The sequence below is a fragment of the Paenisporosarcina quisquiliarum genome, from assembly GCF_043641925.1.
In the GTDB taxonomy this organism is placed as follows: domain Bacteria; phylum Bacillota; class Bacilli; order Bacillales_A; family Planococcaceae; genus Paenisporosarcina; species Paenisporosarcina quisquiliarum_A.
Genome location: NZ_JBHZRU010000022.1, coordinates 1 through 12,141, shown reverse-complemented (window position 1 = coordinate 12,141; position 12,141 = coordinate 1). Strand labels below are relative to the sequence as shown.

The window sequence follows — 12,141 nt, the reverse complement described above, 5'->3', positions numbered from 1 at the left end:
GGGGGAATTTAACATGTTATCTACTAAACAGTTACAAGACATTGAGGCATTGCAAAAGGAATGTGAGGCATTTGATGAACTTCAATTGAAGTTGAACTGGGAAATGCTTCGTAGACGCGATTCGGATCAAACGGATTTCTTTTATTATCATGAAGATGAACTTATTGCTTTTCTAGGAATTTATCCGTTTGGATCAGTTGCAGAAGTGTGTGGAATGGTGAAACCGAGTGAGCGTAAAAAAGGTCATTTCCAACAATTATTTTCTGAAGCCATGGACTTATGCGAAAAGCGTGGCTACAAGAAAATCCTTCTCAATGCACCTGCAAGTTCACAAGCGGCGAAAGAGTTTTTGAATAAACAAAGTGCCGAGTATGCATTCACAGAACATCAAATGCAGTGGGAAGAAAAGGAGTTGGCAGACGTTAGTGGGTTTACCCTACGACAAGCCGATGAAAAAGATATTGCCATGCGAGTTCGTCTGGATGTGGAAGCTTTTGGGGTAGATGAAGAAAGTGCTACCGCTAATGAGAGTAGAATTGATAACGATGAAGACACTGACATGTTAATGATTGAAGTAGACGAGGAAGTGATTGGGAAGATCCGTGTTAAACGTGAAGACGGAGAAGCTTGGATCTACGGATTTTCCATTTTGCCATCATATCAAGGAAGAGGAATCGGACGTAAAGTGTTGCAACAAGTAGTACACGAACAAAGCGCTAAGGGACATTCTGTTCATTTAGAAGTGGAGACGAAAAATGCACACGCATTATCGCTCTATGAATCAATTGGTTTTAAAGTGGTCCACGCTCAAGATTATTATCGATATAAATAGAAAAAACGAGTCCACGTGACTCGTTTTTTATTTTGAAGCCCTAACGCCAATAAATTTCATTGTTGCGACATATTATGGTTCGCTATCGCCATATTATCGCGTCCAAATAACAATAAATTAGGCTCGAACGCCAAAATATCACCCGCGAACGCCAATAAAAAATTCTCTTATCACAAAAAAAACGCCATTTCGGCGTTTTTCACATAAAAGTCTCCATCAATTGCAATAAAACAGGTCCTAATAAAATGATGAAAATACAAGGGAAGATAAAAATAACGAGAGGAAAGAGCATCTTGATCGGTGCTTTCATCGCTTTTTCTTCTGCACGTTGTTTTCGACGAATTCGTACTTCTTCGGATTGTATTCGTAAAATTTGTACCATACCAATTCCTAATTGTTCTGCTTGAATTATATTCCCAATTAACATCTGAATATCATCCACTTGTAAACGATCACGAACGCCAGCGAGTGATTCTCTCCGAGTCTTACCAAGACGTAATTCCTCAAGGCAGCGCTGGAATTCATCTGCTAAAACACCATGTTTTTTAGAAACTACTTTACTCAACGCTTGGTCAAAACCTAAACCGGCTTCCATACTAACTGCGAGTAAATCGATAAAATCAGAAAGTTCTACTATCGCTTTATGATTGCGTGATTTAATTTTCATTTTCAGAAAAGCGTGAGGTAGATACATACTTAATGCGATTGTAGCTAAAAGCATGAATAGGAGTTTGCCAATCGAAACGTTTGCTAGTACAAGGACAATGAACATGAAAATCGGCAATACGATTAACAATCCGAGTTGTAATATTCGAAACTCAAACGGCGTCATACTGTATGGCGTACCAGCTTGAAGCAATTTCCGTTCGATTTTTTCCGCTTTACCTCGTTTATTTGTACGATTAAAACTTCTTTTAAACTGTTTAATGCGTGTATCAAATAAACGTTGAAACAAGGACTCCTTGGCATTCACGGTAGTCGCTACGACTTTCTCTTGACGTTCTTCACCAATAACCAATGCAATACGTTGTTTTCTTGAAAGAATGGCTTCATTGCGTGCCAATACTAAGCCTAATAAGACAAGTGAAATGGTGATGAGTGCAAATAATTCAATCATCCGTTACACCTCGATTGTTGTGATTTTCATAATAAAGAAAAAGCCAATCATCATCGAAACGCCACCAACAGCTAGTAAAACAAGACCAATCGGATTGGTGAATAATACGAGCATATAGGGCGGGTTAACAACGAACAACATACCCGCTAAACCAAGTGGAAGTAAGGCAATAACCATTCCAGACATCTTTCCTTGAGCAGTTAACGTCTTAATTTGTCCTTGAATTTTTATCCGTTCACGAATGGTGTGAACGATTTTTTCTAAAACGACCGCTAAATTACCACCAACTTGACGCTGAATGAGAATGGCTTGGATCATCAAGTCTAAATCGTTACTTGGCATACGTTCTTTCATGCGGTTCAACGATTCTTCAACTGTAGCTCCATATTGCATTTCTTGCAGAACAATTGCTAGTTCTTCTTTCACCGGAGAAGGTGACTCTTCCATAACATTTCGTAAGGCTTGGAAGAAACTAAAACCGGCACGTAACGCATTAACAACAGTTGAAATCATTTCAGGTAAATAATTATTGAATTGCTGCAGGCGTTTCTTTTGCTTCGATCGAACAATCATCTTCGGTAATACAAATCCAAAGATTGCACCAAACACCAGCAACATTATAGCTGGCTTGAATAAATAAAATAACAAAGCGAAAAAAATGACTGAAATCCAGTGGAACATAACGTATTCTTCCGATTTTAATGGAATCCCAGCACGTTGTAGCATCATTTCTATCGATTTATTTTTATCCTTCGCTTTTAACCGTTTTCGGACTTTCTCTTTAGCGGTAGTTAAATCGACTATGCGACGCATTTCTTTCTCGGATTTTGGCTCATCACTTTCACTATGAATGAAATGCTGTAATCGTTTGTTCATTTGTTGTTTTTGGTAAAACACTTTGACCAATAAAGCTAGAAAAAACAAAGTAGATGTGACTAATAGCAATATATATCCGATTAGCGTCATAACGTGATCTCGTCTTTTTCAATGAAGACATGAGGAGGAATATGGATTCCGGAAGTCTCAAGTTTTTCATAGAATTTCGGCCGAACACCTGTCGGGATTAATTTCCCGCGGATCTTACCAGAGGCATCGACGCCGGCTTGTTCATAAACGAAAATATCTTGGAGAACAATGATGTCACCTTCTAGCCCTTGAACTTCCGTGATTTTAACAATCCGGCGAGTTCCGTCTTTTAAACGAGATTGCTGGACGATTACATCTAAAGCTCCTGAAATTTGATCACGAATCGCTTTTACAGGTAAATCCACTCCTGCTAATAAAACCATCGTCTCTAAACGTGAAATCATGTCACGAGGACTGTTCGAGTGACCTGTCGCAAGTGAGCCGTCATGTCCTGTATTCATCGCCTGTAACATATCAAGTGCTTCAGCACCACGTACCTCACCAATTACGATACGGTCAGGACGCATACGAAGGGAATTCCGTACAAGATCACGAATCGACACTTGTCCATTGCCTTCTATATTTGCTGGTCGTGATTCCAATGTCACCACATGGTCTTGAGTAAGTTGTAATTCTGCAGCATCTTCAATCGTCACAATCCGCTCGTCCGCAGGAATGAAACTAGATAATACATTAAGCGTAGTTGTTTTCCCTGATCCTGTACCACCACTAACGAAAATATTGAGTCGGGCTTTAACACACGCTTCGATAAATAAAGCCATTTCTTCCGTAACCGTTCCAAATGATATTAAATCCTTAATAGTATAAGGGTCCTTCGAGAATTTACGGATGGTAATCGTCGGTCCATTTAATGCTAATGGAGGTATAATCGCATTTACACGAGATCCATCGGGCAGTCGAGCATCAACCATTGGGCTACTTTCATCAATACGACGCCCAATAGGGGCAACAATACGTTCGATAACATTAAGAACATGTTCATTATCACGAAATTCGATATCGGTTAATTCAAGACGTCCATTACGCTCGCAATAAACACGATCAGGTCCATTGACCATCACCTCAGATACCGATTCATCTAAAAGAAGGGGGTTAATAGGGCCGAATCCTGTTAATTCATTGACCAAATCAGCAGTCACTTTTTTGCGGTCAATCGATTTCCGATAAGATTCTTCTTCTTTTAATACTTCTTGAACTAATCGATCAATTTGTTGATCTAAATCATCATGTTCTACTTTCAAATCAATCGTCGCTAATATTTCTTTCTGAATGAGCTTTTTAAATTCTTGTTCTTTTTCTTGATGCACAGCTGTGGGTTTAACAATTTTCACTTCTGGCGCAACAGGTAAAGGAGGGGGGGAAGGAACGACATTCACTCGTTCTTCTACAGGTGTTACTTGCTCAACTTTTTCTGCAACTTCAATTGCTTCGTTAGGTTGCTGTTTTTGTTGCAATCGATTCAGTAAACTCAAGTTTATCTCCTCCTTATTTTTTGCGTCCAAACCACAGTTTTTTGGTTCGTTCTTTTCGAATGTCCGTTTCATCATCAGCATGATTATTTTTAACAATACAATCCGCCAAGCGTCCTAAGTCTTTCGCTAAATCTGTTCCACTTCGACGACTAACGACAGGTATGCCAATATTTAAAGATTGACTAGCTAATTTAAAGTTGTTTGAAACAAATTCTGCATCAGGCAATTGAAGCATCGCTGGAATCTCTTCAGGTTTAATTAAACCTTCCATATCGTATCGATTGATGACTAATTTTATCTTAGAGGTATAACCAAGTTGATCGAATGTTTCTAACAACTGTTTGGTGTTTTTTAATGCCGTCATATCAGGAGTGGTAACGACTAGAATATCATTCGCAATGTCAAGAAGGTCGAGTGTCGTTTCATGAAATGCATAGCCACAGTCAATAACTGTATAGTCGTAATGATCTTTTAACATATGAACTGCTTTTTTCATCACATCATTTGTTACGAGCTCTGCATGTTCAGGACGTTCTGGAGCTGCTAAAACTTGAATGCCAGATTCGTGATTTGTTAAATAGTTGGAGATTAGAGAGTGGTCAATTCTTGCGATGTCTTCGGCCACATCTTTCATCGTGACAGATGTTTTTAAATCAAGGGCAATCGCGATATCGCCAAATTGTAGCTTTCCATCAACTAAAGTGATGGATAAATATTTTTTTTGAAGCGCAATTGCTAAGTTCGTAGCTAAAAATGTTTGACCGACGCCACCTTTAGCGCTACATAGGGCAACTACTTTTCCTGTTTTCATTTGTCCTTGTAATTCCAAGGTGGCACCTCCTTAATTATTCGTCGTAACTTCACGACGGTGTAGAGTTAAATGTAATGTTCCACTTTCATGTGCTTGTACCAAACTTATCGTATCTTTAGGATCTATTTCGATAGTGACAGATGAATATTCTACAAGCTCATCATTTTCGTCACGAACCGTCATTTTTTGACCAATCGCTAAAACGCGTACTTTACCATATAATAATGATGTTTTAACGACTGGATCTGTTGTAGGACCTACTATTTCAGTAAATAAAACATCCACAAAATCCTCTGCTTCAATCAGATTTGATACCGATTGAACTAGGTTCGCGCGGATGGAAATGGCTTGTTTACCCTCAGTGATTTTTTTCGAAAGAACATCATTGATTTGTTGGACGGATTGAACACGAGCGGGAAGTAGGACTTCATCACTTTCAATCCGTGTTGTCGCCAATTTACCAATAACTTCATCAACCGTTTTTAAGCTTGATGCATGGACAGAGGATTTTGGCTTCGTTGTTTCCGTAACCATCTCTTCAGTAATGACCGTGTTCTCCTCAATCATTTGAGTAGAAACGATGACTTTCTGAGTTTCTTCAGGGATTTCACTTTCTTTATTTTTTGAAGAAAGTGTGAATGCAAAAACAAGGGTCGTGATCAGTCCCATGACAATGGCTAATAAAAATAATGTGCGAGAACGCATGTGAACACCTACTCTACTAATCGAATTGTGTATGCACCTTTTTCGGATGCATCATCTAACTGAAAACCTGTACCGACACGTTTTAAGAAAACGCCTTTGATTGTTTTGTCATGTGAATCCATTGGCTCAGAAATATAAAAATAAGCAAAACCTGTAATTTTCACTTGTTTCATTTGATTAGAGGTTTGATTATAAGGAACATAAACAGGTATTAATAAAATCCTCGGACAATCCCTAGCTGTCATATCACTGCATGTTGAAATCAAATAATCGACAGCTGTTTTAGTGGGACCAGCGATATTACCAGTTTGGGTATTAATGATATCGCCAATTTTTAATTCACCATCGAAGCCATACATTAAATTTTGTTCGTATAGTTTAGCTCCGGGTCCTTCAAGTGCTAGTGCACCGAAATAGCCTGTATCGCCTGCAGTTTCATCCACTTTCAGCGTGTATTCATTCCCGTAAATTAAGGGAATGGAATCGTCAATTCCAATAGGCGCAGCCCCTGACGCTCGTCCCATTTTCCCGACTTCGACAGTGGCTTTTACTTTTACATCCACTTCGTCAAAACCAACAATTGAAGAGAAGAACAATGCGACAGGTTCATTTAAATGAACAGCTACGCTTTTCTCAGGTGTTATATTAATGCTTTGCAGATAGGGGAGTACATCATGTGCATCTAAGATTCCTTTAACAATATTCGTTACAGGTTCCCCGGCATTCGTCGTTAGTTCTTGACCACCAGATAAGGCAGCTGCGTTGGCCGCTTTTTGAAGATTAGCTTTTGACATATACAAATGACCACCATCAACGACTAATCCAGCAAAAGCTGTCAGCACAAGCATTAAAAAAGCTGCAATCAGAATGATATTTCCTCGTTCATCTTTGTGAAAATCACTAATTTTCATCGCTTAACCTCACTCCACTCGAATTGTCGAATCCACTTGAATATCAATAGGACCATTGATCACTAACTCAGCTAAAGGCATAATGGCGGTCATTTTATAAGAAAGAGTTACAGTGACATCGTCTCCTGATTCACGAATACTATCACCTGGTGTAATCGAAACGACCATTGAATTCGCATTTCCAGCTGTGAAATGTTGTTTTGCATAAGACTCCATTTCAGCATCTGTGTAACCAAAACTACCAAGTCGAACAGTTTCCTGCGCTGTAAAATGCATCGTCGAATACGTGTAAGCAACTCGACCAAGATCAATGATGAAAACTAAAAACAATAAAAAAACAGGAATGACAAGCGCAAATTCAACGAGAGATTGACCTTTCTCATCGCGAATCATAGGCGAATCACTCCTTGGAAAATCATTGTGCATAATGCGCCTCCTACAATGGCAACACCATACGGAAATGTTTGATTAGATGAATGATTTCGCACAACGGCTAATTTCATTCCATACGTCATGAGGCTGTTGCGGTGAAATAAAGTCAACCATTGCTTTGATTTTATTAACCTAAACAAAATGAGAAGGAGTGCAACCACTCCGCCAATAATTGCCATATAAACCGCAGTCGTTAATATGAAAACTGGTCCTTGAATGGCTCCGATCACTGCCATTAACTTCACATCACCAGCACCCATGCCCTTCATCATGTATGGAATCAAAAGGATCGCGAACCCAACAACCAATCCTAGTAAACTACTTGATAAACCGATCCATCCATTTGTGATAACTTGTAAAATTAAAGCGAGAAGGAGGGAAGGAAGCAATACATGGTTATAGATTTTTCTGCTTTTCAAATCTGTAAATAAACAAATTGTCATTAAAACGATGAGTAATCCATCTAGTAGTTGCATCCCTATTTTCTCCTTTCACTTAAAATTTGTAACTTATTCTGGAGCAGTTTCGTCTGTAAATGCAGCTGTCACTTTTCTGAATTGTGCAACAATAGCGTCTCCAAATAACACTAATAGTCCAACTACTCCAATTGCGATAATCCCTAATACCAATGCGTACTCAGCCATACCTTGTCCTTCTTCTTCGTTCATGAAATTCTTGATCCATTGTGTCATGATTATTTCTCTCCTTTTGGTTGTATGTGTAGTTTTTGTCCTTCTTCAAGTGCGAGTTCTTCGATGCGGCCTGCTGCTAATTCGATTACGGAATAAGCTTTAGGGATGTGTAGTCCACGTTTTCCTGGAGCGACAAATTGTTCGAGCCCAACCACTACTTGATTGGCATCTAAGTAGACGATGTCAATCGGGTATTTCATAAAGTACGTGTGAACCGATCGGCAGGGTTGAATATGAATTCCGGATTGACGAGGAAGTGATGATGTGAATAGAAGTCCCTTTAAACGTTTTCCAAAGGAGTACGCAGGTTTGACATTATTCGCAATCACAGTTCCTTGTACCGAGTCAATCACTTGCACAACTTCACCTCCAACATAAAAAAATGAACCCCGCCTACCGAAAGCGGGGTTCACTAATAGATTAGTAGATATCAAAATGTTGTGATGGCCAATTTTATAAAAGGGGCAATATACCCTCTTGCAAATAGTGATCACTCGTTTTGCATCTCTAAAATCTTATGCCCTGTTCTTTCGGTAGCTGGCTGGCAATTGTGTTGGTACACAAGAAGCCCCTGTAGCTTTGCGTCGCTGACTTTCATCAGGTTTGCCTTTATCGAGAATCAGTAACGAAGTACATCACTTATTTCTCTTATTGCCTATAATAGGTGCAGAAAGAGATTCTGCATATAGTCTAAACTATTCCTTTTGGTAAATTTTATGCGTGTCAATAGATGTGTTTATTATTCGCTAAAAGTTATAATTATGTGATAGAAGACATATTCCATTAGTCACGCGTATTGATTATATTCACTGTATGTTACAGTGTTTATATAGAAGGATATGGGCGTATGGACCGTTATTGGTTGAAAATTAAGGAAAGTATTTGGTTTATTCCGACCTTATACAGTTTAATCTCAGTTGTTATGGTCATTATTTTTCAACAATTGATCATTTATCATTTATCTTTATACGACAGAAGACTCCCCCTCAAGGAATGAAAAGGGCGAAGCCTGATGAGTAGGTGGAAGATGAATGTCGGTTGGCAGTAGCCAAAACTTTCCTCACGATGATACAATGAGAACAAACATTCGTATCGATAGAGGTGAAAATTATGTTAGTCAATAAGGCATACAAATTCCGGATCTATCCAACCAAAGAACAAGAAATCCTCATTGCTAAAACAATCGGATGCAGTCGTTTCGTATTCAATCGCTTTTTAGGGCGATGGAACGGTACATACAAAGAAACTGGCAAAGGATTAACGTACCACTCTTGTTCGGCTGAATTAACACATTTAAAAAAGGAATTAGTATGGTTAAAAGAAGTTGACAGCATTGCCCTTCAATCCTCACTTAAAAACCTGGCTGATTCCTATTCACGATTCTTAAAGAAACAAAATAAAGCACCACGCTTCAAGTCTAAAAAGAATAAGGTGCAATCCTACACAACGAAAGAAACAAATAACAACATTGCCATTGTAGACAACAAAATAAAATTACCGAAACTTGGTCTTGTTCGCTTTGCAAAAAGTCGTGAAGTAAAAGGTCGTATTATTCGTGCGACTATTAGACAAATTCCTAGTGGTAAATATTTTGTATCCATCCTGGTCGAAACAGACGTTCAACCATTGGAGAAAACTGAATCATCTATTGGGATAGACTTAGGGATCACTGACTTTGCAATTTTTTCTGATGGTCGCAAGATTGACAATAATAAGTTCACATCAAAGATGGAAAAGAAACTAAAGCGTGAACAACGGAAACTTTCAAGACGTGCATTGAATGTTAAAAACAAGGGGATAAGCCTTCTTGATGCCAAAAACTATCAGAAGCAAAAGATAAAAGTCGCTAGATTGCACGAAAGAATCATGAACCAACGTCACGATTTCCTTAACAAATTAAGTACAGACATCATCAAAAACCACGATATTGTCTGTATCGAAGATTTGAATACCAAAGGAATGTTACGCAATCATAAGTTAGCAAAATCAATCTCTGATGTATCATGGTCTGCTTTTGTATCGAAGTTAGAATACAAGGCGAAATGGTATGGTAAATCCATCGTGAAAATAAGCAGATGGTTCCCGTCTAGTCAAACATGTTCCAATTGTGGACATCAGGATGGCAAGAAATCTCTTGAAATAAGGGGTTGGACTTGTCCTGTTTGCCACGCACATCACAATAGAGATATAAATGCCAGCAAAAACATCCTAGCCGAAGGCTTAAGAAACTTAGTTTTGGCTTAAACAAAAGGGTAGAACCGCAGGAATCTGCGGGGATAGCTTGGTCAATAAGAGAAGCCTCTGTTGACAAAGAAATACGTCAATAAGTACGCTCTGTTCCCAAGAATCTCCCAATTCATTCAGACCGTAAGGTCGATAAGGGGGGGAGTTCAAATGATGATATTTTGCTTATGTACGTTTCAAATGTTGAAATGGAGACGGCGACCCCGAGGGGAATAGCGTGAGCCTTTAGACCCTGGACTGAGCTCGCGAAGGAAGCGGCTAAAGCCATGCCCCCCCGGAAAGCGTCCGTCGCAATGGAAATCCATCCTTTTTGTTTTTCTTAAACGGATATCCAAACTTATGTACTTTCTATAAATGTAAAAAAGAGCGCCGTGGGAAGTTGGCGCTCTTTCTTGTACTTAATATTCTTTTAGCATATCTGTTTTTTTCTCATCTTTGTACTCAAGTACTTCATGAGAAGGGTCATACGAATCACCATAAAAGTGTTCGTCTTTAAACGTATGAATGTTTTCATACGTCCATTTCATTGCTTTGTAAATTTCTAATTCATCTTGATCTACAGGAGACCAATATAAAATTTCAAGAACTGTGTTTTCACCTGTTGCAAGGGATCGACGAATATAGCCGATACGTGAGGCGTGTTTGAAATCTTCACGGGCGTAAAATTTCAAACGTTTTTCGGTGTCAGTATCTTCATAGTTCACAGGTTCTACTTCAAGTAGAATGGCTTTGTTTTTCTCTTTTAATTTATTTAATAACTTTCGACCCAGTCCTTCGCCACGTGCATCTTTAGAGACAAACAAGTAGTCTACGAAGATGAAGTTTTCAAACTCCACGTACATGAGAACGTGTTTTGGACCTTCATCTTTCATATACACATTGCCTTTTTCAGCAAGTAATGTCTCCATATGCTCTTTTGACTTCATTTCTTCGACTGGGAAATATTGATTTAGTTTTTCGTACCAATTCATACAAACAGTCTCCTTCCAAAGTTTTAATTTGCCCGGAGTTTTTGTTTTAAGAGGTTAGATTATAGAGGAACAAATGAGACGGGAAAAAACCCTCGTTGATATGTATACCCTATTCTAACACTTATAAACATGTTTTAAGAAATTTTTCGCTTGAGGGGAGTAATCCTTTTGGCATAGCGTCTAGTGAATAGAAGTCAATACCAATAGATTCGGAAAGATTTGCTTTTAAAGAGCCTTCATATGAATTAGCTATAAAAACAGCTGTAACAGAATAAAACTCATCGCCATTATCCACTTTGTAGTAAAACTCTTTTCCTGAAAAAACTTGCTTCAACTCTAAACTCGTGACGTTTAAGTTCGTTTCTTCAAATACTTCGCGTACAGCCGTTTCTTCAAAGCTTTCACCTAAATCCATTAATCCGCCGGGTAAACCGAAAACCCCTTTTTGTCGTTCTTGTAATAAAACATCCCCAAATTCATTTTGAATAATCACGACAGAGCCGGGTAAAATTAAAGGACGAGGACCTACATATTTTCGAAGTTCTTTATAATATTCCATATATACCTTCCATTTGAATTATTTTTTACATAGTATACCCTTTCTCCCAATAGATAACTTATACTAAGATATAGAGTTGTTTGAACTACCCCCACTTATCGACCTTACGGTCTGATTGAAGTGGGAGATTCTTGGGAACAGAGCGTACTTGTTAACGTATTTTTTTGTCAACAGAGGTTTCTCTTATGGACCAAGCTATCCCCGCAGATTCCTGCGGTTCTATCCTTTTGTTTATGCCAAATCTAAGGTTCTTAAGCCTTCGGCTAGGATATTTTTGCTGGCATTTATATCTCTATTGTGATGTGCGTGGCAAACAGGACAAGTCCAATCCCTTATTTCAAGAGATTTCTTGCCATCCTGATGTCCACAATCGGAACATATTTGACTAGATGGGAACCATCTGCTTATTTTCACGATGGTTTTACCATACCATTTCGCCTTGTATTCTAATTTCGATACAAAAGCAGA

The 12,141-nt window shown here is 38.6% G+C and carries 15 protein-coding genes and 1 riboswitch; of the genes, 2 read left to right on the top strand and 13 right to left on the bottom strand.

All coding sequences use genetic code 11. The features are described from left to right. The first annotated feature begins 13 nt into the window (after positions 1 to 13). A complete protein-coding gene (locus ACHUE4_RS14645; RefSeq protein ID WP_394191344.1) occupies positions 14 to 832 on the top strand; it encodes a GNAT family N-acetyltransferase in 819 nt (272 codons plus the stop codon). A 199-nt stretch (positions 833 to 1,031) separates the two neighbouring features. Here the strand turns inward: ACHUE4_RS14645 and ACHUE4_RS14640 are convergent, their stop codons facing one another. The 10 genes from ACHUE4_RS14640 to ACHUE4_RS14595 are packed head-to-tail and all read right to left on the bottom strand — an operon-like array spanning position 1,032 to position 8,258. Next, positions 1,032 to 1,949 carry a type II secretion system F family protein gene (locus tag ACHUE4_RS14640; protein ID WP_394191342.1) on the bottom strand — a complete coding sequence of 306 codons (918 nt, stop codon included), beginning with the start codon at positions 1,947 to 1,949 and terminating at the stop codon, positions 1,032 to 1,034. Positions 1,950 to 1,952: 3 nt separating this feature from the next. Continuing rightward, positions 1,953 to 2,915 (bottom strand): type II secretion system F family protein, encoded by a 963-nt coding sequence (locus ACHUE4_RS14635; protein WP_394191340.1) that lies wholly within the window; start codon positions 2,913 to 2,915, stop codon positions 1,953 to 1,955. After that, positions 2,912 to 4,348 (bottom strand): CpaF family protein, encoded by a 1,437-nt coding sequence (locus ACHUE4_RS14630; RefSeq protein WP_394191338.1) that lies wholly within the window; start codon positions 4,346 to 4,348, stop codon positions 2,912 to 2,914. The genes ACHUE4_RS14635 and ACHUE4_RS14630 overlap by 4 nt, the downstream gene beginning before the upstream one ends. Before the next feature lie 13 nt (positions 4,349 to 4,361). Next, positions 4,362 to 5,177: an AAA family ATPase gene (locus ACHUE4_RS14625; protein ID WP_394191336.1), complete on the bottom strand. Its 816-nt coding sequence runs from the start codon at positions 5,175 to 5,177 to the stop codon at positions 4,362 to 4,364. Between the two features lie 12 nt (positions 5,178 to 5,189). Further along, complete coding sequence (gene cpaB, locus ACHUE4_RS14620) at positions 5,190 to 5,864, bottom strand: Flp pilus assembly protein CpaB (RefSeq protein WP_394191334.1); 675 nt, start codon at positions 5,862 to 5,864, stop codon at positions 5,190 to 5,192. An 8-nt stretch (positions 5,865 to 5,872) separates the two neighbouring features. Further along, positions 5,873 to 6,775, bottom strand: a complete 903-nt coding sequence (locus ACHUE4_RS14615; RefSeq protein WP_394191332.1) for a pilus assembly protein TadG-related protein — start codon at positions 6,773 to 6,775, stop codon at positions 5,873 to 5,875. 9 nt (positions 6,776 to 6,784) lie between these two features. Next, a complete protein-coding gene (locus tag ACHUE4_RS14610; protein WP_394191330.1) occupies positions 6,785 to 7,168 on the bottom strand; it encodes a TadE/TadG family type IV pilus assembly protein in 384 nt (127 codons plus the stop codon). Beyond that, the gene (locus ACHUE4_RS14605; RefSeq protein WP_394191328.1) at positions 7,165 to 7,683 is read right to left on the bottom strand and encodes an A24 family peptidase; all 519 of its coding nucleotides are present in this window, start codon (positions 7,681 to 7,683) and stop codon (positions 7,165 to 7,167) included. Before ACHUE4_RS14605 ends, ACHUE4_RS14610 begins: the two co-directional genes overlap by 4 nt. Before the next feature lie 33 nt (positions 7,684 to 7,716). Further along, on the bottom strand, positions 7,717 to 7,899 hold the full coding sequence (locus ACHUE4_RS14600) for a Flp family type IVb pilin (RefSeq protein ID WP_394191326.1): 183 nt from the start codon (positions 7,897 to 7,899) through the stop codon (positions 7,717 to 7,719). A gap of 2 nt (positions 7,900 to 7,901) precedes the next feature. Continuing rightward, positions 7,902 to 8,258 carry a DUF192 domain-containing protein gene (locus ACHUE4_RS14595; RefSeq protein WP_394191324.1) on the bottom strand — a complete coding sequence of 119 codons (357 nt, stop codon included), beginning with the start codon at positions 8,256 to 8,258 and terminating at the stop codon, positions 7,902 to 7,904. 170 nt (positions 8,259 to 8,428) lie between these two features. Next, positions 8,429 to 8,517: riboswitch (cyclic di-GMP riboswitch) on the bottom strand. Positions 8,518 to 9,009: 492 nt separating this feature from the next. Here ACHUE4_RS14595 and tnpB point away from each other — a divergent pair. Then, positions 9,010 to 10,143, top strand: a complete 1,134-nt coding sequence (tnpB, locus tag ACHUE4_RS14590) for an IS200/IS605 family element RNA-guided endonuclease TnpB (RefSeq protein ID WP_394191322.1) — start codon at positions 9,010 to 9,012, stop codon at positions 10,141 to 10,143. Positions 10,144 to 10,541: 398 nt separating this feature from the next. Here tnpB and ACHUE4_RS14585 read toward each other — a convergent pair whose 3' ends face one another. From ACHUE4_RS14585 to ACHUE4_RS14575, 3 genes are all read right to left on the bottom strand, one after another. After that, positions 10,542 to 11,114, bottom strand: a complete 573-nt coding sequence (locus ACHUE4_RS14585) for a GNAT family N-acetyltransferase (protein WP_394191320.1) — start codon at positions 11,112 to 11,114, stop codon at positions 10,542 to 10,544. Between the two features lie 121 nt (positions 11,115 to 11,235). Beyond that, positions 11,236 to 11,673 carry an NUDIX hydrolase gene (locus ACHUE4_RS14580; protein ID WP_394191318.1) on the bottom strand — a complete coding sequence of 146 codons (438 nt, stop codon included), beginning with the start codon at positions 11,671 to 11,673 and terminating at the stop codon, positions 11,236 to 11,238. Between the two features lie 231 nt (positions 11,674 to 11,904). Then, positions 11,905 to 12,141, bottom strand: a 237-nt coding sequence (locus ACHUE4_RS14575; RefSeq protein WP_394191316.1) for a zinc ribbon domain-containing protein, incomplete at its 5' end; no start/stop codon positions are given.